The sequence below is a fragment of the Glutamicibacter sp. 2E12 genome (assembly GCF_050030965.1).
Classification (GTDB): Bacteria; Actinomycetota; Actinomycetes; order Actinomycetales; family Micrococcaceae; genus Glutamicibacter.
The window spans coordinates 2,920,860-2,943,161 of sequence record NZ_CP188297.1; the positions used below are offsets into that span (position 1 = coordinate 2,920,860).

General features: G+C 60.4%; 26 protein-coding genes and 1 riboswitch. Of the genes, 17 read left to right on the top strand and 9 right to left on the bottom strand.

The genetic code is table 11. The annotated features are described in order from the left end of the window. Positions 1-77 precede the first annotated feature (77 nt). Positions 78-839 carry an isocitrate lyase/PEP mutase family protein gene (locus tag ACP3TE_RS13735; protein ID WP_426733927.1) on the top strand — a complete coding sequence of 254 codons (762 nt, stop codon included), beginning with the start codon at positions 78-80 and terminating at the stop codon, positions 837-839. A 227-nt stretch (positions 840-1,066) separates the two neighbouring features. Here the strand turns inward: ACP3TE_RS13735 and ACP3TE_RS13740 are convergent, their stop codons facing one another. The 3 genes from ACP3TE_RS13740 to ACP3TE_RS13750 are packed head-to-tail and all read right to left on the bottom strand — an operon-like array spanning position 1,067 to position 2,450. Then, positions 1,067-1,684: an NAD(P)-dependent oxidoreductase gene (locus ACP3TE_RS13740; protein ID WP_332503777.1), complete on the bottom strand. Its 618-nt coding sequence runs from the start codon at positions 1,682-1,684 to the stop codon at positions 1,067-1,069. 41 nt (positions 1,685-1,725) lie between these two features. Then, the gene (locus ACP3TE_RS13745) at positions 1,726-2,013 is read right to left on the bottom strand and encodes a transcriptional regulator (RefSeq protein WP_105657557.1); all 288 of its coding nucleotides are present in this window, start codon (positions 2,011-2,013) and stop codon (positions 1,726-1,728) included. Between the two features lie 5 nt (positions 2,014-2,018). Continuing rightward, positions 2,019-2,450 carry a hypothetical protein gene (locus ACP3TE_RS13750; RefSeq protein ID WP_105657556.1) on the bottom strand — a complete coding sequence of 144 codons (432 nt, stop codon included), beginning with the start codon at positions 2,448-2,450 and terminating at the stop codon, positions 2,019-2,021. 183 nt (positions 2,451-2,633) lie between these two features. On the opposite strand from ACP3TE_RS13750, the gene ACP3TE_RS13755 reads away from it, so the two are divergent. Then, positions 2,634-3,338, top strand: coding sequence for a hypothetical protein (locus ACP3TE_RS13755; protein ID WP_105657555.1), 705 nt, complete (start codon positions 2,634-2,636; stop codon positions 3,336-3,338). Here the strand turns inward: ACP3TE_RS13755 and ACP3TE_RS13760 are convergent. The 3 genes from ACP3TE_RS13760 to ACP3TE_RS13770 all read right to left on the bottom strand — a co-directional run bounded on the left by ACP3TE_RS13760 (position 3,335) and on the right by ACP3TE_RS13770 (position 6,953). Beyond that, positions 3,335-3,829, bottom strand: a complete 495-nt coding sequence (locus tag ACP3TE_RS13760; RefSeq protein WP_105661530.1) for a DinB family protein — start codon at positions 3,827-3,829, stop codon at positions 3,335-3,337. The two genes, ACP3TE_RS13755 and ACP3TE_RS13760, sit on opposite strands and share 4 nt — an antisense overlap. Then, positions 3,826-4,713, bottom strand: coding sequence for a GNAT family N-acetyltransferase (locus ACP3TE_RS13765; protein ID WP_402734751.1), 888 nt, complete (start codon positions 4,711-4,713; stop codon positions 3,826-3,828). Before ACP3TE_RS13765 ends, ACP3TE_RS13760 begins: the two co-directional genes overlap by 4 nt. A 128-nt stretch (positions 4,714-4,841) precedes the next feature. Next, complete coding sequence (locus ACP3TE_RS13770) at positions 4,842-6,953, bottom strand: FAD-dependent oxidoreductase (RefSeq protein WP_426733931.1); 2,112 nt, start codon at positions 6,951-6,953, stop codon at positions 4,842-4,844. Between the two features lie 275 nt (positions 6,954-7,228). Between ACP3TE_RS13770 and ACP3TE_RS13775 the strand changes: the two genes are divergently transcribed. From ACP3TE_RS13775 to ACP3TE_RS13800, 6 genes are all read left to right on the top strand, one after another. Next, positions 7,229-7,915, top strand: a complete 687-nt coding sequence (locus ACP3TE_RS13775) for a VOC family protein (protein ID WP_105661528.1) — start codon at positions 7,229-7,231, stop codon at positions 7,913-7,915. A 60-nt stretch (positions 7,916-7,975) separates the two neighbouring features. Continuing rightward, entirely contained in the window at positions 7,976-8,695 is a 720-nt protein-coding gene (locus ACP3TE_RS13780) for a lysoplasmalogenase (RefSeq protein ID WP_426733932.1), read from the top strand. Beyond that, positions 8,686-9,522, top strand: coding sequence for an alpha/beta fold hydrolase (locus ACP3TE_RS13785; RefSeq protein WP_426733934.1), 837 nt, complete (start codon positions 8,686-8,688; stop codon positions 9,520-9,522). Before ACP3TE_RS13780 ends, ACP3TE_RS13785 begins: the two co-directional genes overlap by 10 nt. A 78-nt stretch (positions 9,523-9,600) precedes the next feature. Further along, positions 9,601-10,035 (top strand): GNAT family N-acetyltransferase, encoded by a 435-nt coding sequence (locus ACP3TE_RS13790; protein ID WP_181149015.1) that lies wholly within the window; start codon positions 9,601-9,603, stop codon positions 10,033-10,035. Between the two features lie 31 nt (positions 10,036-10,066). Further along, on the top strand, positions 10,067-10,498 hold the full coding sequence (locus tag ACP3TE_RS13795) for an OsmC family protein (RefSeq protein WP_105661525.1): 432 nt from the start codon (positions 10,067-10,069) through the stop codon (positions 10,496-10,498). Between the two features lie 294 nt (positions 10,499-10,792). After that, positions 10,793-12,013 (top strand): mechanosensitive ion channel, encoded by a 1,221-nt coding sequence (locus ACP3TE_RS13800; RefSeq protein WP_426733936.1) that lies wholly within the window; start codon positions 10,793-10,795, stop codon positions 12,011-12,013. Between the two features lie 83 nt (positions 12,014-12,096). On the opposite strand, the gene ACP3TE_RS13805 is transcribed toward ACP3TE_RS13800, so the two are convergent. Beyond that, positions 12,097-13,125: a GNAT family N-acetyltransferase gene (locus tag ACP3TE_RS13805; RefSeq protein ID WP_105661523.1), complete on the bottom strand. Its 1,029-nt coding sequence runs from the start codon at positions 13,123-13,125 to the stop codon at positions 12,097-12,099. 10 nt (positions 13,126-13,135) lie between these two features. Further along, positions 13,136-13,240, top strand: a riboswitch (TPP riboswitch). Between ACP3TE_RS13805 and thiO the strand changes: the two genes are divergently transcribed. From thiO to ACP3TE_RS13840, 7 genes are all read left to right on the top strand, one after another. Beyond that, positions 13,238-14,335 carry a glycine oxidase ThiO gene (gene thiO / locus ACP3TE_RS13810; protein WP_105661579.1) on the top strand — a complete coding sequence of 366 codons (1,098 nt, stop codon included), beginning with the start codon at positions 13,238-13,240 and terminating at the stop codon, positions 14,333-14,335. (Overlaps the previous riboswitch by 3 nt.) A gap of 26 nt (positions 14,336-14,361) precedes the next feature. Then, a complete protein-coding gene (thiS, locus tag ACP3TE_RS13815; protein ID WP_105657546.1) occupies positions 14,362-14,607 on the top strand; it encodes a sulfur carrier protein ThiS in 246 nt (81 codons plus the stop codon). A 2-nt stretch (positions 14,608-14,609) separates the two neighbouring features. Beyond that, a complete protein-coding gene (locus ACP3TE_RS13820) occupies positions 14,610-15,431 on the top strand; it encodes a thiazole synthase (protein WP_426733938.1) in 822 nt (273 codons plus the stop codon). Continuing rightward, positions 15,428-16,573 carry a ThiF family adenylyltransferase gene (locus ACP3TE_RS13825; protein ID WP_426733940.1) on the top strand — a complete coding sequence of 382 codons (1,146 nt, stop codon included), beginning with the start codon at positions 15,428-15,430 and terminating at the stop codon, positions 16,571-16,573. Before ACP3TE_RS13820 ends, ACP3TE_RS13825 begins: the two co-directional genes overlap by 4 nt. 67 nt (positions 16,574-16,640) lie before the next feature. Beyond that, positions 16,641-17,183 carry a GNAT family N-acetyltransferase gene (locus ACP3TE_RS13830; RefSeq protein ID WP_426733942.1) on the top strand — a complete coding sequence of 181 codons (543 nt, stop codon included), beginning with the start codon at positions 16,641-16,643 and terminating at the stop codon, positions 17,181-17,183. 147 nt (positions 17,184-17,330) lie between these two features. After that, positions 17,331-19,238, top strand: coding sequence for a translational GTPase TypA (gene typA / locus ACP3TE_RS13835; RefSeq protein ID WP_105657542.1), 1,908 nt, complete (start codon positions 17,331-17,333; stop codon positions 19,236-19,238). Beyond that, complete coding sequence (locus tag ACP3TE_RS13840; protein WP_105657541.1) at positions 19,219-19,656, top strand: hypothetical protein; 438 nt, start codon at positions 19,219-19,221, stop codon at positions 19,654-19,656. Before typA ends, ACP3TE_RS13840 begins: the two co-directional genes overlap by 20 nt. 63 nt (positions 19,657-19,719) lie before the next feature. On the opposite strand, the gene ACP3TE_RS13845 is transcribed toward ACP3TE_RS13840, so the two are convergent. Both ACP3TE_RS13845 and ACP3TE_RS13850 read right to left on the bottom strand, forming a co-directional pair. Continuing rightward, the gene (locus ACP3TE_RS13845) at positions 19,720-20,229 is read right to left on the bottom strand and encodes a helix-turn-helix domain-containing protein (protein ID WP_133833692.1); all 510 of its coding nucleotides are present in this window, start codon (positions 20,227-20,229) and stop codon (positions 19,720-19,722) included. A 125-nt stretch (positions 20,230-20,354) separates the two neighbouring features. Next, a complete protein-coding gene (locus ACP3TE_RS13850) occupies positions 20,355-20,597 on the bottom strand; it encodes a hypothetical protein (RefSeq protein WP_133833693.1) in 243 nt (80 codons plus the stop codon). Positions 20,598-20,811: 214 nt separating this feature from the next. Here ACP3TE_RS13850 and fdxA point away from each other — a divergent pair, with 214 nt between their 5' ends. After that, positions 20,812-21,135, top strand: coding sequence for a ferredoxin (fdxA, locus tag ACP3TE_RS13855; protein WP_013349521.1), 324 nt, complete (start codon positions 20,812-20,814; stop codon positions 21,133-21,135). A gap of 12 nt (positions 21,136-21,147) precedes the next feature. Further along, a complete protein-coding gene (gene dapC / locus ACP3TE_RS13860; RefSeq protein WP_105661519.1) occupies positions 21,148-22,263 on the top strand; it encodes a succinyldiaminopimelate transaminase in 1,116 nt (371 codons plus the stop codon). Positions 22,264-22,302: the final 39 nt, after the last annotated feature.

Here is a 22,302-nt window from a genome sequence, read left to right on the forward strand (position 1 = left end):
TTCATCTTCCAGTTGTTTCCATCGTGGACTCCGAGCCGTAGACTGGGTGGATTCCGTCACGACTCTAGGAGATATCCTTGACTGAAATTTCAGCTCTCGCCCAGAACCTCGCCAAGCAGCACGCCTCAGGTGAACTGCTGGTCATGCCAACCGTGTGGGATGCCTTCAGCGCCAACATCGCGGCATCCGCTGGCTTCGCCTCGCTGACTGTCGGAAGCCACCCCGTCGCCGATGCCTTGGGCAGTGAAGATGGCGAGAAGATGGACTTCGCAGACTATCTGGCCGCGGTTCAGCGAATCACCAGCAGTGTCGATGTGCCGGTCAGCGCTGACGTTGAATCCGGCTACGGCCTGGATCCGAAGGAACTCTTCGAACGCGTTGCGGCAGCGGGCGCTGTCGGCGTGAATATCGAAGATGTTCTCCACAGTGAAGGCGGCCGTGTCCGTGAACGCCATGAGCATGCGGACTACATTAACGGCGTCCGCCAAGCAGCAGATGCAGCAGGCATCGAATTCGTGATCAACGGACGCACCGATGCAGTGAAGCTGGCCGATAAGTTCGCAGACCCGCTGGGCGAGGCAATCGAGCGCATCAAGCTGATGGAGCAGGCTGGTGCGCGTAGCGTGTATCCGGTGGCCCTGGCCAATGACGATCAGGTTGCTCAGGTCGTGCAAGCAGTCAGCATTCCGGTGAACGTGACGGCCCACCCAGTCAACGCGCACCCGGCCGGTGACCTCGCAGCCTTGCGTGAGCTAGGGGTTCGTCGCGTGAGCTTCGGACCGCTGTGGCAAATGTGGTTGGCGGAGATGTCCGGCAAGCAGCTCGGAGCTTGGCTCTAGGCCTTCCCCGGATCAGGCAGTGCGCGCCAGGCGGGCGACGGCCGCACGCTGGTTGCAACGAGGAACGGCAACCCGGGCACAGTCCGGCACCTCCCAGGACATTTCAGTTCTGTGAATACTTGGAAAATCTGCCGTCAGGGTATTTCGCCTTGGCGGCAGGCTCCGGCATTGCCGGGACTGGCCCGCACCAAACGGGCGTCAGGGGCCCCTGGCTTTCCGCAGCCGAATTAGTTGCTGATGCCGTAGGCCTTGCTGATGCTCTGGTTGCTTTGAAGTGTTTCGAGCATGAACGCGGCAAGATCATCACGCGTGATGCTTCCACCCAGCCGGCCTGGTTCACCAACTTGCAGTGCGGTCCACTTGCCGAGGGCAGGCTTGCTGCCCAATCCGGTGGGGCGCACAATGCTCCAATCCAAGCCAGAATCTTCCACTAGCTTTTCCTGCTCGGTGTGGTCGGCCAAAGGCTTGGCCAATAGCATTTTGGAGATGAGACCGATGACGCCGGGAAGTTGCGAACCGGAGTTTCCGGCGCCCAGGGAAGACTGGATCAGCAGGCGCTGGGGACCGTTCGCCTGCATCGCGTGGATAACACTGCGTGTCACGCTGGTGCGGGCATTTTTCTTTCCCTTGCTGCCACCCACGGTGATAGCTACGGCGTCGGCGCCGGCAATCGCCTGCACCGCGAATTCAGGATCAGAGGCATCGCCGTTGAGCTGATTTATTTGCCCATGCGCGGTGCGGGAACCGCTTCGCGAGACGACGGTAACTTCATGGGATGCCTGGCGAGCAAGTTTAGCCAGCGCAGCGCCGGTTCCGCTGTTGCCACCGATAATAACGAGTTTCATGAGTTCTTTCCTTGAAGCGTGAAGGCATCAGGTGCCCCGCACTATTCTCCCGCAATACGGTTGAGAGTTTTCATCAGTTTCTTGAAGGTGCGCTGGCCACTCTCCGACAGGCACACGAGGGTGATGCCGTAGCGGTCTTTGCGTTCCTTTGACAGGTGGATTAGTTCACGATTTTCCAGATCCTTGAGGATCTTTGAAAGGTCGGCGGTGGACAGCCCCGTGGCTGCTTGGAGTCCAGCGAAATCCGCCTGTTCTACTTGGCTCAGATGCGCCAGCGTAACGAATCTTTTGGGCGCCAGAAGCAAGGGATCAAGTTCTTGGTAATTCATGGAGCTCAGCGCCGAATTAACAGGAAGAGATAGTAGCCAAGCCACAGCATCGGTGCGAAGCCTCCCAGCAGCAGCGCTTCAGGCCAAGGTGCGGTTTCATGATGGACGATGCTTCGCCAAATAGGCAGGAGCAACCAGGTGGCAAAAATGGCCAGGATCGTGCGGGCACCGGGATAACGCGGTTCATTGATGCGGCGCTGCCGCGCAGCGAACCAGTGATTCGCTGACAAAAAGGCAATAATTGCTGGCGCTATGGAGATCCAACCGTATCCGGACAGTGCCAGTAGTCCTGCCGCCAATGATGCGGCAACAACCAAGATCGCTATCGCGTGATCGACGGCCTTGAGTTCGCGGCGGGGGCGGTGGGGGACCGAGCCCAGCAGTTGCTGCGCCTTGCCGGGCGATAGCGGGGTGGATGAACTGGAATCTTGGCTCATGCCTCAATCTTTGCAACTAGTTGCAATATTTGCAAGTAGTATTTTGTTTCAATTCCGTATCTGTTCATGCTTTTTATGATCGGACGGTTGAGGAACTGCTATTCTCGGACGGAGCCAGCTAAACCACCCACGGCACCGAGGCACGTCAACATGAATGCTTTTTCTGCTCGATCTGAAACAGCCATGGATCACCGTCGGAGTGCATTCGCGTGGCGACCTGAAGCCGATACGCTCATTGCCTTGGCCACGTTGCTGGCGTTTTCCCTGTGCTACTACGCGGGGACCGCGATTGATAGCCTTTTTCTCTGGCTCGGCATTTTGGTCTTCGGAACCTTTGTCCCTCTCTGGACGGTGCTGCACCGGCGCCGAGAGACTCTTGCAGGGGTGGGGATCACGAGAAAACTCCTGCTGGCATCCCTCGCTATTTCCCTGGTGCTGGGTGCCGGGTCCGCCTACCAGCTGGTCACCTTGGCCAACGCCAGTGGCGCCGATATCGCAAGCCATCTGGCGGCGAACTTCTTGGTCTTGTGGGAACCGTTCTTTGTCTTTGGATGGTTGTATCTGCGGTGGGAACGCGCTTTCGGATGGTTGCCAGCTATTGCGCTGACTGGCCTCGGCTTCATGGTTCAGCACCTCGGTTCGGTTCCGGTGGCAGCTGCAGCAGGATTCGGTGTTTTCGCGATCTTGTTCGCGATTGCCTTTGCCATGATGCGCAACCTCGCGGTGTTGTGGCCGCTGTTCTACCCAGTAGCCAGTGGAATCGGGACCTTGCAGGCTGGGTATTCGATGGGATGGGGCGATGCCGGCATCTCGGCTATCGTACTGGTGCTCCAGCTGGTGATCTTCTGGTGGATCGCCAAGAGGGCCAAAAGCCTGCCTGCAGCCTAGCCCAAGGCGCCAGCGGCATAGGCAGCCTGCCCGACATGGACCGAGGCGTCGTCAATGATCGATACCAAGCGCACCCCACGGGTAACCGCCGGGTCCCAGCTTCGATCAATGATTTCGTCGAGTTCGTCCTCGCGCAGTCTTGAGGCGTAGCCGCCGAGCGCGGAAAAGCACGCCTCCAAATAGTCCAGGAGCAGCTGCTGGTCGTTGACGATGATCGAGCGAGCCTGCTCGGCGCTGTGCCCGAAGCCCATCGAATCGCCGAGCTCGCCCAAATTGAAGCGGTCCCGGAACTGCTCCCAGAGTTCAGGCTGACCGCTCAGCGCCGAGAGCTGGATATCTGCTTCGCGCCCTGAATGCCAGAGAAGCCATGCAATGGAGTTGGGGTGGTTGCCCGGGTGCGCGTTGAGCTGTTCATTGCCCAGCTGCGGAAGCGCGCGTGCCGCGTCAATTGTCCGCTGGGCCAAGTCTGACAGGAGCTCGGAGACTTTCATGATTCCTCGTTCTTCCCGCGATGCCAGTCGCAGGATTCGTTATCGGCAATGAATTCGGCGGCGAGATAGGTGGCAACGGCGGCAGTGTTGTCGCTGGCAGTGCATACCAAGGCGCTGGATGCTCCCATGGATCGCAGTTCTGCAGCGGCCGCCAGGCTGATCGCCGTGCCGTACCCCTGGCCGCGGGATGCCGGATGCACCGCGATGGGCTCCAGCAGCCCTGGCCGTCCGGGACCAGCAGACCAGACCGCTGCGACAGCCAGCGGGTTCATGTCGCTGTCATAGGCGGTCAGGCATTGCCCCTGGGCATAGATGGGAGTACTGGCCATGGTATGCCAGCGCTGCACCGCACGCGCCAAGTCTTCTGCTGAGAAATCGGCGCCGCGAAAGGCATTGAGGTGGACTTCCATCCATTGGCTGGCTTGGGCGGAATCGACCCGCCGAAAGGTAAGCTCCGGCAGATGCACCGGAGTGTCCAGCGAACGGCGCAAGGGAGTCCATGCTTCGCCCGGAACCCACCCGTTGGCCTGCAGGACCTGGCCCAAGGCCGTCGCGCCGCGGGCTTCGATGCTGGCGGATGAGGAAGGGAAGATCCGCTGTTGCGGCGAGAGGAGGTCGGTGTGGATCTGCTCGGCCAGCGGCTGGATGCCGACGTAGTCCGGATGCAGGGCCATTCGCATGAGATCCGGGCCATCGAGCAGGCCAATGGCATAAATCGATTCGCGATCCGCCCAGACCCGCAGGCTTTGCGCAGTGATTTCCAGACCCCGCATTGCGTACCAGCCCACATCCCCGGGATGCAGCTGCAGGGGCAGGCCATCGCGTTGCCAGCTGGCGAGCTCATCGACGAGGTCGGCAACCTGCGCCGCGGCGGGGGTAAGCATTCTAAGGCCCATTGCCCCATTCAAGCACTGGGCCTGCCATGGGACAAGGGTTCGCGACAGGCAGCGGGCCAGCAGCATCCGCCGGATGCTGCTGGCCCGCTGCCTATGGGCGTGCAAGTTGCATCGGACTACAGGTCGGCGGTGGCCTTCCACGCAGAATGCACGGCACCGTGGATGTAGTTGACCGCACTGGCATCGCCGATGACATCGACGCTGAATCCGGCACCGCGCAGCTGATCGGCTACCGGCGCGGCACTCGTGGTGCCATCGGCGTAGATGACCATGTCGGCCGGGGCGCTGAACTGCTCTTCGCCTTCGGTCCATTCCACGGTCTTCTCGGTGATGCGGGTGACCGAGACATTGCGGTGGATCTTGACGCCATGCGCGAGATTCTCCTTGACGGCGGTCCAGCGGCGCGGCATGGCCAGCGGCAAGCCCAGCTGCTGGCTCTCATGGACCAGAGTGACGTTGCGGCCGCGCTCGGCCAGGAACTCGGCCAGTTCCAGTCCCACCAGCGAGCCGCCGATGACTACAACGTCCTTGCCCATCGGCAGCCAGAACTTGGTGAACTGGCGGACGAATTCCGGGGACTTGGTCAAGCCCGAGAGCCGTCCGAGCTTGCCCATGGTGCTCAGCACCAGTCCGGCTTCCTCGGCTGTAGCGGTACCCAGCATCATGGCGCGCAGGGTGTCGCCGGTCTGCACGTTGGGCAGGTCGCCACCTGGCATGTCCGGCTTCGGGCGCACGGCGCCGGTAGCTACAATGACGTGGTCGGGGTTCAGCCCGCGGATGGTTTCCGCGGTGGCTGGGGTATTGAGCTTCACCGCAACCCGCAGGCGCTTGAGCTCGGATTTCAACCAGCGCAGCAGACGCTCGTTATCCGGGGTGGTCATGGTGGAGAACCACATGGTTCCGCCCAAGCGGTCGGCCTTGTCGACGATGGTCACCCGGTGCCCGCGCTCGGTGAGCACGCGTGCGCTCTCCATGCCCGCAGGGCCCGCGCCAACGACAACCACATGCTTCGAGGCGCTTGCCGGCTTCAACGGCAGCAGCTTCTCGTTACCCAGGGCCGGGTTCACTGCGCAGAACGGGGTGTCATCGAAGAAGTTCTCCGCCACGCACAGGTAGCAATTGATGCATGGGCGCACCTGGTCAAGCTTTCCGTCGCGCAGCTTGTTGGGAAGCTCCGGGTCGGCCAGCAGCTGGCGTCCCATGGCGGCGAAGTCCACCTTGTTCTGGGCGATCGCCTTCTCGGAAATGTCCGGGAGCATGCGGCCCACGGCGATCACCGGAATGGAAACATGCTTCTTGATCTCTGCGGCATTCTCCAGGTAGGCCCCGACCTTGTTCGGCAGCGGCCCGTCGGTGAAGTTGTCGAAGGGGTTGCGTCCCCAACCGGTCACGTGGATGCCGTCAGCGCCTGCGGCTTCGAACATCTTGGACGCCTCGATGGATTCGGCAAGGTTCAACGCGCCTTCCTGGCCGTATTCCTCTCCGGCTACGCGCACCAGGATCGCCAAGGAATCTCCCACACGTTCCTTGACGGCGGCGATGACCTGGCAGGCCAGGCGGGCACGGTTCTCCAGCGAGCCGCCGTACTGGTCGGTGCGCAGATTATCGCGCTGGTTCAAGAAGACGCCAAGGATGTATCCGTGCGCCGCGTGGATCTCGATGGCGTCTGCTCCGCCCTTGGCTACGCGTTCTGCCGCGTCGGCCCATGCGGCGATCAGCCAGTCGATGTCCTCTTGGGCCATCTCGTGGTAGCTGGCTTGCTTGCCCTTGGTGGCAGCACCCATCTTCGCGAGTTCCTCGGGGGTGCAGTCGGCCAGCGCGCTCATGGAGTAGCTGTAGTCCGGCTTGTTCGGCGCCATGACTGGACGTCCGTTGGCGGTGTCTACGCGCGCTACCTTGCCATGGTGGGTGGACTGGATGCACAGCTTGGAGCCTGCAGCGTGGATGGCGTCGGCCAGTGCCTTGATGCCCGGGATGTATTTGTCCTCTGACAGTCCCGGTTCTTTCATCGAGGCCGCTCCGTAAGGGAAGGCGATAGCGCATGCGCCGGTGATGACAAGTCCGGCTCCGCCGGCGGCACGCGCGACATAGTGGTCGATTTCCGACTGCTCGATTTCACCGCCTTCGGAAACGTTCATGTCCATAGCGGGAAGGACAATGCGGTTGGCGGTGCTCATAGGCCCGATCCGGCCTTCTGACATCAGGTGGGGAAAATCCGTGTTGCTCATGGCAACATAATACCGGCGGAAAATGCTCCAATTTCCGCCAGGAGAATCTTGGAATTGGAATTAATGGCACTAAGATAAACAACTTGCTCAAATTCAAGCATGTCATCATGGTGTTAGAAATTAGCATTGCAACTAATTCTTATGGAAATCCTGCGAAAAGAATTCTTGTTTCCATTGCCTAAGTCAACGATAATCAATTTCCATATGTGGATATTATTGGCCGGTTCAACGAATGCGCGAAGTGACCGGAATCACCCCAGCGGTAAGCTGGAAGCATGTACTGGGAAAATATCGTCTTCGATGCCGAAAGCCCGAAACAGCAAGGGGAATTCTGGGAGGTCCTGCTCAAGTGCCAGATGCTGACCGATAACGCCGACGGCTATGAAACCCGACTGCAGCTGGCCGGACCGCGATACCTGGATTTGTGCTTCCCCGCTGTCCGGAACCCGGACCGTGCTCAACAGCGCGTGCACCTGATCCTCGGATCCGGCACCCATTTCAGCGAACGCCTTGGCGATCGGCACCGGGATGCCATGGAGTCCAGGCTCGATGCCGCAGGCAACGAATTTCTGCTCCGTGCCCACGATCAGGACGCAAGCGGCTTGGTGCTTGAAGCCCTGCAACTGGCCTGCGTTGACCCGGCCGGAGATGCAGAATTCTGGAAGCAGCTGCTGGGATGGGACATCGTTGCGCGGTCTCCAGTGGTTCTGGCTCATCCATCAGGCGCGGGCCCGCGGCTGGTCCTTGTCCGGGAAGCTTCACCCAAGACTGCGGGGAAGAATGCGATCCATCTGGACCTGCGTCTCGAACAGGCCGAGAGCATGGAGGACGCGTTGGGAATCATCTGCGCATTGGGCGGCAAGGAACTGGACCGTCCGTGGGGTACGCTGCCATGGCGGGTATTCCAGGACCGCTCGGGCAATGAATTTTGCGTCCTGGCCCCGTCGGCTTCCAACCGGTGACGGATCCGGCAACGCCCCGAGGCCGCTAAACGCAATTATCGGCACTACCCAAGGAAGAAAGTGCAACCACACCTAGGCAATGAGCACACCGTTGCGGTGATCCCGGGGCAGTCACGCCGCGGGATCGCGGCTCTGGCGCTCCTGCTCGCAACTGCCACCCATTTGCTGGCACAACTGTTCTGGCCTTCGGGGCTGCTGGCGGACGCCACGCAGATCCTGCTGATGCCGCTGTTGGCAGGAACGGTTCTCGCCCTCACCACCTCGCCGCGTGGCACACTGATCCGGCTGGTGCTCATAGCCCTTTTCTTCTCCTGGGTCGGTGACACCTTGCCCCGGTTCATGGACGGCGATTCTGCATTCCTGGCCATGGTTAGCGCATTCCTGGTTGCGCAGTTCTTCTACATCGCCGCTCTGGCAAGATACTGGAAATCTTCGATACTGCGCCATTGGTGGATGCCGCTTCCTTATCTTGCCGCATTTGCCCTGCTGCTGGTCCTCTGCTCACCCGGTGCGGGAGTGCTGCTCGCCCCGGTGATCATCTATGGCTTGGCATTGATGATGATGTCCATCCTCAGTACCGGGCTGGGTCCGATCGCAGGCTTCGGCGGCGCAATATTCTTCCTCTCCGATTCCTTGATCGCACTGCGCTCATTTGCGGATATCGATGTCCCCGGAATGGGATTCTGGATTATGCTCACCTACGTAGCTGGCCAATGGATGATCAGCTACGCTGCGAGCCAGCGCGAGGCACAGGAGAAGAGCACGGTGAAATGCGAGTAGCGCCAAAGAGCAGGATCCCGTTGTTCATGGTGCATGGCAACGGGGTAGACCACCGTATCCTCAAGCCGCTGGAAGCAGAGCTGGCCAACGCGCAGATCTTCGACTTGCACTACGTCGACTTGCCCGGCTTCGGAACCTGTCCACCGCTAGGGAATCCCGGGGGACTGCCAGAACTTGCAAACTGGTTGGAGGAACTGATCAGGCAAACCGCGGGAGAGGGGCCGTTCGCACTGCTGGGCAACTCTCTTGGCGCCTTGCTCTGCCAGGAGATGGCCGACAGGTTTCCCGGCCAGACCCAAGGACTATTCCTCCTGGCCCCAGTGGTCTTTCCCGATGCCTCGCGGCGCACTGTGCCCGAAGCGCAGGTAGTCGTAGAGGATCCCGGGCTGTTGGCCCGGATAGATCCCCGCCAAGCACAGCAATTCTCCGATATTGCCGTGGTGCAATCGCAGCAGGCGTGGCAGAGCTTCGCGCAGTGGGTGCTGCCCGGGCTGGACTGCGCGAACTTGCGCTCTATGGCCAAGCTATCCAAGCGCTACTTCCTGGATCCTCTGCCCGTGGAGCGTAAACGCCAGCTGGATATTCCGGTAACCATCCTGTGCGGGAAACAAGACCACATCACCGGATACCGGGATCCCGAGCAGCTATCGCGCCGGTACCCCTCGATGAGGATCCGCGTGCTTGATTCTGCAGGGCATAACGTGCACCTTGAGCAGCCCGAGCAGGCCGCGGCCGAATTGCGGGACTGGGCCCACCGCACGGGCCGCATGAACGAGCCGGCTAAGCCGGGGAAAAACCGCATGCTGGTGTGCCGCAACGATCCATGAAAACTTGAGGAATCGCTGGCACCCGGCTACATTTCGAATCAGCAAGTACGGATTCGCTTGAGCATGAAGGAATATGGCATGGAAGAGACTCTCCTGCTGCGCGAGCTGTCGAGCGTAGATGAAGTGCCTGACCTGCTCGACATTTGGCGCAGTTCGGTGGAACGCCGGGGAGACTTCCTCTCGGCTGCTGATATTGATGCGGTGGCCGTCGCCCTGGAAGCTGTCTATAGCCAATCGGTCTCAGTCAGGATTGCCCAGCATGGTCGACGCATTGTTGGCTTTGCGGCATGGAGCAGTACACGCATCGAACTGCTCTGGGTGAGGCACACTGATCGCCAGAAGGGTGTGGGCCGCATACTGCTGGATGAAATCATCGCCAGCATTCCCGGGATCAGCGTTCATCTCGATTGCCAGCGCCAGCCTGCCATTGCGTTCTTTGGCGACTGCGGATTCGTGCCTGTGCCCGGGGAAACTGCATCGTCGCCGCAACGAGTCGTATTGCGCCACGTGTAGTCTTCAGCCTGGATCGTGGCACGATAGTTTCATGAGTGAAAATAGCCGTGAGATCCGTGAAGTCAGCATCGAACGCGTCGAGGCACGCAAGTACAAGGCCACCAGCCTCGAATCGGGAGCCAGCCTAGAATTCGGCCAGGGCGAAGGGTTGCTAACCCCGGTGGAGTTGCTGCTTGCTGCCATCGCAGGGTGTTCCGCAATTGATGTTGATGTGGCGACCACCAGGAGAAGCGAGCCTGAGAAATTCGAAGTCAAAGCGGGCGGCTACAAGGTCTCTGAGAACTCGGCGAGCCGGATGGAGGACATTCATCTTGGTTTCGATTTGAAGTTCCCCGACACCGAGGAAGGCCGCAAGGCAGCCAGCATGGTGGAGCGCATCGTCAAGCTTTCGCATGACAAATACTGCACCGTCTCCCGCACCGTTGAACTGGGTGCTTCCGTGCGGAGCGAAGTCATCAACTAGGTAGCGGGACTTCCGGTAATTGCCGGATTGATAAAGATCAATGGCTGAATCCGCAATAGCTTCCATGGCAATTCACGGGTTTGGACGCAGCCGCGAACTTTCTAATATTGCGTGGATCGGTTGTCGGTAGGGCCTTATTGTTCGGAATTCGTTGAATCCATCGGGATATAGTCAGCTTTTCGCAATTCGAGCTGTGAAAGTCCAATGATTCAAGCTGGGAGCATGGGTCTTTGCCCTAGTCAGCGGAGAACCTTCATCGTAGGGTCGGATTGTCCCTACGTTGAAGGAGCAGCAATGCAGTCTGAGAACGTTTTAGGCAATATCGACTGGGCGTCGATGCTACAAAAGGTTGGCATCGCGCTAATCATCCTCATCATTACGTGGCTAGTTGCACGCATAGTTCGTTGGGCTGCCGCCAAACTGGTGAACAGGGTGAAGTTCCTGCAAAGGCAGGGCAATGACGGAGAACAAATAGGCCAATCCCTGGGCAAGGTCGCGGGGTTGATTGTCTGGCTCTTCGGCCTCGTGGCAATCCTGCAAGTCTTCGCTCTATCCGAAGTGCTATCGCCGGTGCAGGGCATGCTCGGCGGCGTCATGGCCTTCATCCCCAACCTCATCGGTGCGGGCTTCATCTTCTTCATTGGCTACGTCATCGCGAATATTGTTCGCCAGCTGCTGAGGACCGGTTTGGGAACTGTCGATTTTAGCGGACTGGTCCGCAAGGTCACCCCAGGCAACGAACCAGTAGATGAAGTTCAGTCTCGCGAATCCCAAGCGAAGATCGTTGACATCATTGCCAACATCGTCTTCGCCTTGATCCTGCTAGTCGTCGCAATATCAGCCCTGCAGGTTCTGGGCATCGCGGCAATTTCGGTACCTGCTCAGCAGATGCTGCAGCTGGTCTTCACCGCAATCCCGCAGGTCATCATGGCCTTGGTGCTCTTGGCCGTGGGTATCCTGATTGCCAAGTTCGTCGGGCAGCTACTTGAATCCTCCCTCCACGGCGTGGGTACCGACACTGTTGTTGCCCAGTGGGGCGTAGTTCCCGAGGGCAAGAGCGCTTCGGGAATCATCGCTGGCATCGTCAAGATTGCTATCGTGCTGTTCTTCGGTGTGATGGCGGCCCAGATGCTGAACTTCCCAGCGATCACCAATATCCTCAATGAGATCCTGGCCTTGGGCGGCAAGATCCTCTTCGGCGCAGCAATTATCGCCGCAGGTTTCGTCATCGCCAATGTGATTGGCCGCTTCTTGGGTGACACTACTGCTTCGAAGATCATCCGCTACACGGCAATTGCGCTGTTCGTGGCGATGGGCCTGAAGTACATGGGTATCGCCGATTCGATCATCAACATGGCCTTCGGCGCAATCGTCATTGGCGCAGCATTGGCAGCGGCTCTGGCCTTTGGCCTCGGCGGTCGTGATGCTGCGGCCCGCACGCTGAAAAAGATGGAGGCCCAACAGGCCACCAATGGCCCGGACTCGACGCCACCGGCATCGAACCCAGGCATCTAACCACGCATCACAAAACCTGAGGGACAGATAAGAAGTCGCGGAATCCAAGACCGGATTCCGCGACTTTTTTGATGCCCGCCAAGCTACTGCTGCGTGCCCCACGGCAAGGGCATGACCGCAGAGCCGCCATCGGTACGCAACCGTGCGTAGGTGTGCACATCGATGCGTTCTCCGGCAACCAGGAATTTGCCCCGTTCGACACCTTCGTGCAGGAAGGCGTTGCTTTCTGCCACATGCTTCGACCCGGGATTATTTGCCCGCAAGCCCAGCTCCAAGCGGTACAGTCCCAGCTCGTCGAACAGGTAATCCACTAAGGTTGCCACGGCGCGGGTGGCCAGCGACCGGCCCCGGTAATTCTGGTTCATCCAATACCAAATCCACGCGTTCCGATTGGCCGGGTCTACCGTACCGCACACCAGTCCCACCAGCCGATCCCGATATGCGACGGCCAACGCCTGCTGGCGTTCCCCGGCCTCCAGCAGTGCGCGCACATACGACTCAGCCTTTTGCGGGGAATCGGCGTCGCCTTGGCGCAACATGTCGGGGTTCGAGGAAAATGCCTCGTAGACCGCTTCGGCATCCGAAAGGCGCAGCCGGCGCACCGAGAATTCACCGTCGGCATGCACGGCTTCCTCCGGTCCTGCAGATGGCTGCGGATGAGCGGCGGCCGTGCCCTGGTGGAAGAGCAGCTGCCAGCGGCCCTGCTCATGGATCCACAGTGAACTGCGTTCGCTGGGGGAACCGGCGAGCAGCTTCCAGCGCAGCAGCACCAGCTGGTCTGAAAGCTGGAGAGCCACCGGGCTTTCGACTTTCAACGCCCCGGCATCCCGTGCCGGCTCCCGGGCCAGCTGGGCAATGATGGCCTCGCGATCATAGACTCGCCCGCTGGCTCCCACCTCGGCGAACCGAGGATGCAAGCGCCGCTGCAATTGCTCCTGGCTATGGCGTTGGCTGGATTCCAAGAGTTCTTGCTCCAACGAGATGATGGTGCTGGATAGCGCAGAACCTTGGGGAAGCACGATAGGGAAGTCATGGAATGCCATGTCAGCAAGTACATCACAGAAGATGACGGAACTGCGTTCAATGAAGTTCGACTTTATGAGCTGCATCATGCTTATAATCGCTGTAATCCGCGGGAGCCTGAATCGACCAGGCTGAGAGGGCACCGAGCCGACCGCTACACCTGATGCGGGTCATGCCGCCGTAGGAAGGAAGCGTGCCCTTGTGCATGTCAACATTGTTGGCGCCGGGATAATCGGCCTGGCCGTCGCGTTCGAGCTGGAATCACGCGCACACACCGTCACCCTCATCGATCCGGCACCCGGCCAAGGTGCAAGCTACGCGGCAGCAGGAATGCTGGCCCCGGCAGCTGAAACGGTCTGGGGCAATGGCCCGCTGCACCAGCTGCTTGCCGCCTCGAATGCCGCCTATCCGCAGTTCATCGAGCGCATCGAATCGGCCACCGGGCAACGCCCGGACTACTTGCAGAACTCCACGCTCGTTGTCGCCGCAGAGCCTGCGGACCGCGAAGCCCTGCACGAGCTGGCCGAACTGCAGATATCCCTCGGCCTGTCAGCGCAAAAGCTGCTGCCCAGCCAAGCCCGCAAGCTCGAACCAGCCTTGGCCGCCAATATTGCCGGCGCGGTCCTGTGCCAAGATGACCACCAGGTCGACCCTCGATCCATCGTCAAGATCCTGTTGGAGCATCTGCGTCCGCACCTGGTCGAGGAACGGGCGCAGGCACTGGTGACCGACGGGAAGCGGACCACCGCTGTGCGGACCGCATCGGGCCGAATCCTCGAAGCGGAGCAGACCATCGTGGCCACCGGTCTTGGCACCCTCGATGGCTTGAACGAACTTCCGCTGCGCCCGGTCTACGGGGACATCCTCCGGATCCAGGGACCAGCAGGCCCGCCGCTCATCACCCGCACCATCCGCGGCATCGTGCACCGGGAACAGGTGTATCTGGTGCCGAGAAGGGACGGCAGCCTCGTCCTTGGCGCCAGCGTCCGTGAAGACCGGCAACAAGCGGTGAACATTGGCGCGATGCACCTGCTGCTGGACAACGCGAGAAAGCTGGTCCCCGGCATCAGCGACTGCACGCTGAACGAAGCAACGGCCCGGGCACGTCCCGCCACGCCAGATGACCGGCCGCTGCTTGGACGCCTTGATCCAGGGCTGCTGCTCTGCACCGGGTACTCCCGGCACGGCGTGCTGCTGGCTCCGCTGGGCGCAACGCTCACTGCGGATCTCGCCCACGGCCACCAATCCCACCCCTTGCACCAGGCTGTGGATCCCCACCGCTTTGCCAACGCAACCTAGACCGCTCACCGAACGGAGCAGCAACCATGACAAGCATCGGCATCAATTTCAATTCACGGCAACTGAACCTGGACGAAGGAACCACCCTTCGCGAATTCATCAGCACGCAAATCGGCAAGGAACTGGACGCCAACTCGGTGGCCGCTGACGGCAGCAAGCTCGGAGTTGCCGCCGCCGTCAATGGCGCTGTCGTTCCACGCAGCGCCTGGAATAGCTACCTGCTGGCCGAAGGGCACAGCATTGAACTCGTTACCGCGGCCCAGGGAGGCTAGGCATGGAAACGCGCAACATCACCGAGCTGGACATCCACAGCGACCCATTCCAAATCGCCGGACGCACCTTGTCCTCGCGCTTGATCCTCGGCACCGGGGGAGCGAGTTCGCTGACCACCCTGGAAAGCGCCCTGCGGGCCTCCGGAACGGAACTGACCACCGTGGCCATCCGCCACTTTTCGGCGGCCGGCGCAGGCAACGTGTATGAACTGCTGCAGCGCAACAACGTGATTGCGCTGCCCAACACTGCTGGATGCTTCACCGCCCGCGATGCGATCCTCACCGCGCACCTGGCCCGTGAAGCTCTGGAAACCAATTGGATCAAGCTCGAAGTAATTGCCGATGAGCACACGCTGCTGCCGGACCCGCTGGAACTGCATGCGGCCACCGAGCAACTAGTGGCCGACGGGTTCCAGGTCTTCGCCTACACCAATGATGATCCGGCACTTGCCCAACGCCTGCAAGACGCCGGGGTTGCGGCAATCATGCCGGCCGGAGCGCCGATCGGCTCGGGCCTGGGGATCCTGAATCCGCACAATATTTCCACCATCGTCTCCCGCGCGCAGGTACCGGTGATCCTTGACGCCGGGGTGGGCACCGCCTCGGATGCGGCCCTGGCCATGGAGCTCGGCTGCGACGCGGTGCTGCTGGCCAGTGCGGTGACCCGGGCGCACAACGCGCCGCTCATGGCCAGGGCCATGAAGGATGCTGTGCGTGCCGGGCGCGCCGCGCGGCTCGCTGGCCGGATCCCGCGCCGCGATACCGCACTGGCCTCATCGCCGGCCGAAGGCATGATGCAAACCCTGGTCGGTGACTTCTCGTGAGCCGGGAAGCCCTGGTCGCACCCGGCGCGGAGCTGGAACCGGAAGAGCTGGCGCGCTACTCCCGGCACTTGTCCCTGCCCGGGGTGGGAGAAGAAGGGCAACGCCGCATCGCCAACGCCAAGGTGCTGGTTATCGGAGCCGGGGGCCTGGGCAGTCCCATTGCCAGCTACCTGGTCGCTGCGGGAATCGGCACCCTCGGGGTCATCGACGATGACACCGTCGAGCTGTCCAATCTGCAACGACAAACCATGCACCGGCAACAGGATGCAGGGCGCTTGAAAGTGGATTCGGTGCGGCGGATGGCCCACGAGCAGAACCGGAACGTCCAGATCATCACCGTGGATGAAAAGCTGGATGAATCCAACGCCGTGGCACTTTTCAGTGAATATGACTTGGTCATCGACGGCAGCGACAACTTTGCCACGCGGTACCTGTCCAATGATGCCGCGGAAATCACCGGCACCCCGCTGGTGTGGGGAACCCTCTTCCAGTTCTCCGGGCAGGTGTCCGTCTTCGATCCGCGCACCGGCCCGATGCTGCGTGATCTTTTTCCGGAAATCCCCGACGCGGACTCCGTGCCCAGCTGCGCCGAAGGAGGAGTCTTCGGCGCACTGTGCGGCGTTATCGGTTCGGTGATGTGCGCCGAAGCCCTGAAGTTCATTACCGGAATCGGGACCACCCTGAGCGGCAAGCTCTGGCTCTATGATGCGCTGGAAGCCACTGTGCGGACCCTCGAATTCGCCAGGGATCCGCAACGTGAGCCGGTGACCGGGCTGGGGGAGTACCAGCCGGTTTCCTGCGCTGCCGAAGGGCATGTCCCGGAGCTCACGGTTCAGCAGCTAGCGGAGCTGGAAACGGAAGAACCGGTATTGCTGGTGGATGTGCGCGAATCCTGGGAACGCGACATCATAGCGATCCCGCACAGCCAGCACCTTCCGCTCGCGCAGCTCAAAGAACGGGGACTGGGAAAGCTCGCGCACAGCGCTTCGGCGGTCGTATTCGTGTGCAAAACCGGTGCCCGTTCGCAGCAGGCAGCGCGGATCACCATGTCCGGTCGGGATGCAGGCATTGCCGTCTACAGCCTCAGCGGCGGAACCGTGGAATGGGCCAGGCAAGTGCGGGGCCAGCAGGTGGCCTACTAGGGCTCAGGCGCATCTTTGGCGCGCAATTCACCGGTGGGAAGTGGAGGCGCTCTGGCATACTGGCGCTATGACGTTGGGAAAGACGCTGGAGATCCGTGAATTGGAAAGCCAGGACGAACAGCAGGCAATCGACGCCCACCACTTGATGCTTCGCGAAGACTTCGAGTTCTTGCCGACTTGGTCTGCAGCCGAGGACTGGGAGGACTATATCTACCGGATGAAGGCAGGGCGCCGAGGCGAGCACATTCCAGAAGGCTGGGTTCGCTCGGCGCTGTTCGCCGCCTTTGACGAGGGGGACCTGGTTGGCCGGGTTTCCGTCAGATATGAAATCAACGAGAGCCTGTTTCAGGTCGGCGGACATATCGGCTATGGTGTAGTTCCCGAGTATCGTCGCCGTGGTGCGGCACAGGAACTGTGCAAATTCGGGTTGCAGGAACTTCGCGAATCAGGAATTGAACATGCGCTGGTTACCTGTGATTCCGATAACATCGGTTCAAAATCCACCATAGAAAAATGCGGCGGCTTGCTTGACGCTGAACTCCCGGAAATTGAAGTCAACTTTGGGCCTAGCAAGCTGCGTTTTTGGATGCCAACGCGGTTAATCCGCTGAATTCTTTGCGACAGATACATGAAATTCCTGTATGTTCTGACACAGATCAACAGACTATGAGTCTCGAGCGCGTAAACTGGATTGTTGGGTCGACTTTGGCCCCGACTCCACAGACCCAAATTTTCGAGCGGAAGTGAGCCTTCACGCATGTCAGCAAACACCATTACTCGCGATGAACTTCGCAATGTAGCCATCGTTGCGCACGTTGACCACGGCAAGACCACCCTCGTCAACGCCATGCTCCAGCAGACTGGCGCATTCGACAGCCATGGTGAAACCGAAGATCGCGTGATGGACTCAGGTGAGCTGGAACGCGAGAAGGGCATCACCATTCTTGCTAAGAACACCACCGTGTTCTACAACGGCCCAGCAGCCGAGGGCAAGAAGATGACCATCAACGTCATTGACACCCCAGGCCACGCCGACTTCGGTGGCGAGGTGGAACGCGGCCTGTCCATGGTTGACGGCGTGGTTCTGCTCGTTGACGCATCCGAGGGCCCGCTCCCGCAGACCCGCTTCGTGCTGCGCAAGGCATTGAGCGCCAACCTGCCAGTGATCATCGTGGTCAACAAGACCGACCGTCCCGACTCCCGCATCGATGGCGTCATCTCCGACTCCATGGACCTGCTGCTGGGCTTGGCTTCGGACTTGGCTGACGAAGCTCCGGATCTGGACCTGGACGCAATCTTGAACGTTCCTGTCGTCTTCGCCTCGGGCAAGGCCGGCTACGCTTCGATGAACCAGCCTGGCGATGGCACCTTGCCGGATAACGAAGATCTTGAGCCACTGTTCGAGACCATCATCAAGCACGTTCCTGCACCGACCTACACCGAAGGTGAAGTCCTGCAGGCCCACGTCACCAACCTTGACGCTTCGCCATTCCTTGGCCGCCTGGCGCTGCTGCGCATGATCAACGGCACCTTGCGCAAGGGCCAGCAGGTTAACTGGGCCCGCCAGGATGGCACCATGAAGCAGGTCAAGATCACCGAACTGCTGGCCACCCAGGGCCTGACCCGCGTTCCAGCTGACGAAGCTGGTCCAGGCGAGATCGTTGCAGTTGCCGGTATCGAAGACATCATGATCGGCGAGACCCTCACCGACCTTGAGAACCCTAAGCCGCTGCCACTGATCACCGTTGATCCACCTGCGATCTCGATGACCATCGGTATCAACACCTCGCCACTGGCTGGCAAGGTCAAGGGCGCCAAGGTCACCGCACGACAGGTCAAGGATCGCCTGGACAAGGAACTGATCGGCAACGTTTCGCTGAACATCCTGCCTACCGAGCGTCCAGATGCTTGGGAAGTCCAGGGCCGTGGCGAATTGGCACTGGCCATCCTCGTTGAGCAGATGCGCCGTGAAGGCTTCGAGCTGACCGTTGGCAAGCCACAGGTTGTTACCAAGATGGTTGACGGCAAGGTTCACGAGCCAATGGAACGCATGACCATCGACGTACCTGAAGAGTACCTGGGTGCTATCACCCAGCTGATGGCATCGCGCAAGGGCCGCATGACCGACATGGCTAACCACGGCACCGGCTGGGTTCGCATGGAATTCATGGTTCCAGCACGTGGCCTGATCGGCTTCCGTACCCGCTTCATGACCGAAACCCGCGGCGCCGGCATTGCTGCCTCGCTGGCTGAAGGCTACGAGCCATGGGCAGGCCCAATCGAATACCGCATCAACGGTTCGATCGTTGCCGACCGTTCAGGCGTTGTGACTCCATTCGCGATGATCAACCTGCAGGAGCGCATGAACTTCTTCGTGAAGCCAACCGAAGAGGTTTACGAGGGCATGATCGTCGGCGAGAACTCCCGCGCCGACGACATGGACGTGAACATCACCAAGGAAAAGAAGCTCACCAACATGCGTGCTGCTTCCTCGGACTCGTTCGAGAACCTGACCCCACCACGTAACTTGACCCTGGAAGAGTCGCTCGAATTCGCTCGCGAAGACGAGTGCGTTGAGGTTACCCCGGAAGCCATCCGCATCCGCAAGGTTCTGCTGAACGCCAACGACCGTGCCAAGGCTACCCGTGCACGCGCTCGCTCCTAATAAGCGCAAATCCCTCGGCAGCAACTTCTCCGCGCTCTGGCGCGGTGTTGTTGCCGCCGTGGCAGCAGGATTATTCGGGACCGCAATCCACGCCTCCATCAGCTATGTCGGAAACGACATCCCGCTGGTTTGGGGTGTGGGTCTGGCCTGGCTCCTGCTCGGAGTTCTGGTGTACTGGGCTGCGGTTTCTTCATCGAAGCTGTGGGCCGGTGCGCTGGGGTTCATCGGTTGCTATGTGACCGTTGGCCTGATTTCCTATGTGGGCGATGACCAGCTGATCTTGGGCATGGAGTACTACAAGTACCTGCCCGGGCCAACGCTGGCCTCGGCCTTGTGGATGTATGGAATGGTTATTCCATCGGTGATTGCCCTGCTGTGCTCCTTGCGAGTGCTACGCAAGCAACAACGCCAGAACTGAAAACAGAAGGAGCTCTTCCCAACGGGAAGAGCTCCTTCTGTGTTTAACTAGGCGAAACGCAGGCTACTGGTCTTTGCGCGCATTGCCGGTGATATCCAGGTGGTGGGCCAAGAACAACGAGGTGGCAACGCCATCTGGATCCGGATCTCGCATCGCGTAGTCCTCAATCACAGCGCGCAGCCGGCTCATGAGATCCTTCTGGCTTTCTTCATTGAGCTTCAGGCCCAAGCGGATTACCTGTATCTCCTGGGGATCAAGTCCCGCGATTTCCTGCAGGAAGGTGTCCACCAGCATGGGGGCCGCGTCGGGAATGCGCGTGCCCCAGGACTGCTTGGTGCTGCGGTAGGGCACTTCTTTGGCGCCACGGTTGCCTCGGCGTGATTCTTCTGCCGCGAGGTAACCGTTGCTGACCAGGGTTCGCACGTGATGCAAGGAGGTGGCGGGATTCAAATCGAGAATGTCCGCAATTTCCTTGTTCGTTCGTGACTCATGCAGGCACAAGCGCAAGATGCGAAGCCTCAGCGGGGAGCTGAGGGCTCGTGCTCGCGATTGGACAAGTTTATCGGAGGGCATGGAAACAGCATACGCGAAAAGCGCTGAGTGATTGGCAGTTTCAAATCACATGTCGTCCCAAGCGGTATGGGTGTGCCCGCGGCAGCAACACCTGGAAGCAGGAAAATTGCACGGCTTGCAGGCTGCTACTCGGTGCGAGGGGCACGGGGCCTGCGGCGCGCCGGAGCCGGCGGTACCCGCTTGGCGTGAGTGATCGCCGCGCGGGGGATGCATACCAGTTCAGCCCGGGTTTGGATGCTCACCGATTCCTCCGTCACTTCCTGCAGCTCGCCCAGTGCATCGGAAAAATGCTCACCGGCCCGGCCGTCGGCCAAGCGGTAGCGGACAACAAGCCGTTCACCGGGCGTCACATCACTGAAATTAAGCATTTGGAAGCGTCATCTTTTCGTAAGAAGAATTCATCTGGACCCCGGGAAGCTGAAATGTGAATGGTCGATTACGTCACAGCGAGCCAATGGGCGGTCCGATGCATGGGTATCAGGACTAGACTGTAGTTTGAGCTGGTAAAGGATTCAAAGAGCATCTGAGGAAACCACTAGCTCCTGTTGAAACCACCCAGTGCAAGGAAAGGTCTCGGCCCTCGTGACTTACATCATCGCTCAGCCGTGCGTCGACGTTAAAGACAAGGCGTGCGTCGAAGAGTGCCCGGTAGATTGTATCTATGAAGGTGAGCGCTCGCTCTACATTCACCCGGATGAATGCGTTGACTGCGGCGCCTGCGAACCTGTCTGCCCCGTTGAAGCCATCTACTACGAAGATGACGTGCCGGATGAATGGGCCGACTATTACAAGGCAAACGTCGACTTTTTCGACGAACTTGGATCCCCGGGCGGCGCCGCTAAAATTGGTAACACCGGCACTGACCACCCACTGATCAGCGCCTTGCCACCACAGAACCAAGGCTAGGTTTTCACTTTTATGCTTGAGCTCCCCGATTACCCCTGGAACCAGCTCGCCCCATACCGCGAGCAAGCATCCACGCATCCGGGGGGAGTCGTGGACCTGTCGATCGGCACGCCGATCGATGGCACGCCGCAACTGATCCAGCAGGCGCTGGCCGAGGCGGCGAACTCGCACGGATACCCGACCACGCACGGCACCATTGAAGTTCGCGAGGCCATCGTCGACTGGTTCGCCCGTCGCCGCAATGTCACCGGTTTGAGCACCGATGATGTCATGCCAACGGTCGGTTCCAAGGAAATGGTGGCATGGCTGCCGCTGTTCCTGGGCCTGGGTGCCGGCGACATAGTGGTACGTCCAGAGATCGCCTACCCCACCTATGACATCGGCGCCCAGCTGGTTGGCGCGACCCCCATCGCCACCGACGACCTTTCGGATTTGACTGCTGAGCAGCGTGAACGCGTGAAGCTCATCTGGGTCAACTCGCCAGGCAACCCGACCGGCAAGGTCCGTGCTACTGCCGAGCTGGCAAGCATCGTGGCCCAGGCGCGTGAGATGGGTGCCGTCGTGGCCTCCGATGAGTGCTACGCCGAACTGGGATGGGATGAATACGAGGGCCAGGTGCCAAGCATCCTGGACCCGGCGGTCAACGGAGGAAACCTCGATGACCTGTTCGCCCTGTACTCGCTGTCCAAGCAGTCGAACCTCGCCGGATACCGCGCCGCTTTCGTTGCCGGCGCCCCGAACCTGATGCCAACTCTGGTCAACAGCCGAAAGCATGCGGGCATGATCGTGCCCGGTCCAATCCAGCACGCCATGGTGGTGGCATTGAATGACGACGAGCATGTTGCGGCGCAGCGCGAGCTGTACCGGGCACGCCGGGCCATGCTGCGGCCAGCGCTGGAGAACTTCGGCTTGGCCATCGATGATTCGGTGGCAGGACTGTACCTGTGGTGCACCGCTGGGCGGCCAAGCTTCGAAACCATCGGGGCGCTGGCGGAACTGGGCATCGTTGCCGGTCCTGGCGTCTTCTACGGCACCGCGGGGGAACGCCATGTACGCGTGGCCTTGACCGCCTCCGATGAGCGGATCGCGGCTGCCGTTGAACGGTTGAATTCTTCCGCCAACCGGTGAAGATGACACCCTAATTAGCTTGAATGGGTCAAATCGCGG

Bases quoted from the DNA above. Each gene is read 5' to 3' on its own strand.
- ACP3TE_RS13740 (WP_332503777.1), bottom strand. From the start codon at position 1,684: ATGAAACTCGTTATTATCGGTGGCAACAGCGGAACCGGCGCTGCGCTG.
- ACP3TE_RS13745 (WP_105657557.1), bottom strand. From the start codon at position 2,013: ATGAATTACCAAGAACTTGATCCCTTGCTTCTGGCGCCCAAAAGATTC.
- ACP3TE_RS13750 (WP_105657556.1), bottom strand. From the start codon at position 2,450: ATGAGCCAAGATTCCAGTTCATCCACCCCGCTATCGCCCGGCAAGGCG.
- ACP3TE_RS13755 (WP_105657555.1), top strand. From the start codon at position 2,634: ATGGATCACCGTCGGAGTGCATTCGCGTGGCGACCTGAAGCCGATACG.
- ACP3TE_RS13760 (WP_105661530.1), bottom strand. From the start codon at position 3,829: ATGAAAGTCTCCGAGCTCCTGTCAGACTTGGCCCAGCGGACAATTGAC.
- ACP3TE_RS13765 (WP_402734751.1), bottom strand. From the start codon at position 4,713: ATGCTTACCCCCGCCGCGGCGCAGGTTGCCGACCTCGTCGATGAGCTC.
- ACP3TE_RS13770 (WP_426733931.1), bottom strand. From the start codon at position 6,953: ATGAGCAACACGGATTTTCCCCACCTGATGTCAGAAGGCCGGATCGGG.
- ACP3TE_RS13775 (WP_105661528.1), top strand. From the start codon at position 7,229: ATGTACTGGGAAAATATCGTCTTCGATGCCGAAAGCCCGAAACAGCAA.
- ACP3TE_RS13785 (WP_426733934.1), top strand. From the start codon at position 8,686: ATGCGAGTAGCGCCAAAGAGCAGGATCCCGTTGTTCATGGTGCATGGC.
- ACP3TE_RS13790 (WP_181149015.1), top strand. From the start codon at position 9,601: ATGGAAGAGACTCTCCTGCTGCGCGAGCTGTCGAGCGTAGATGAAGTG.
- ACP3TE_RS13795 (WP_105661525.1), top strand. From the start codon at position 10,067: ATGAGTGAAAATAGCCGTGAGATCCGTGAAGTCAGCATCGAACGCGTC.
- ACP3TE_RS13800 (WP_426733936.1), top strand. From the start codon at position 10,793: ATGCAGTCTGAGAACGTTTTAGGCAATATCGACTGGGCGTCGATGCTA.
- ACP3TE_RS13805 (WP_105661523.1), bottom strand. From the start codon at position 13,125: ATGATGCAGCTCATAAAGTCGAACTTCATTGAACGCAGTTCCGTCATC.
- thiS (WP_105657546.1), top strand. From the start codon at position 14,362: ATGACAAGCATCGGCATCAATTTCAATTCACGGCAACTGAACCTGGAC.
- ACP3TE_RS13820 (WP_426733938.1), top strand. From the start codon at position 14,610: ATGGAAACGCGCAACATCACCGAGCTGGACATCCACAGCGACCCATTC.
- ACP3TE_RS13830 (WP_426733942.1), top strand. From the start codon at position 16,641: ATGACGTTGGGAAAGACGCTGGAGATCCGTGAATTGGAAAGCCAGGAC.
- typA (WP_105657542.1), top strand. From the start codon at position 17,331: ATGTCAGCAAACACCATTACTCGCGATGAACTTCGCAATGTAGCCATC.
- ACP3TE_RS13845 (WP_133833692.1), bottom strand. From the start codon at position 20,229: ATGCCCTCCGATAAACTTGTCCAATCGCGAGCACGAGCCCTCAGCTCC.
- ACP3TE_RS13850 (WP_133833693.1), bottom strand. From the start codon at position 20,597: ATGCTTAATTTCAGTGATGTGACGCCCGGTGAACGGCTTGTTGTCCGC.
- dapC (WP_105661519.1), top strand. From the start codon at position 21,148: ATGCTTGAGCTCCCCGATTACCCCTGGAACCAGCTCGCCCCATACCGC.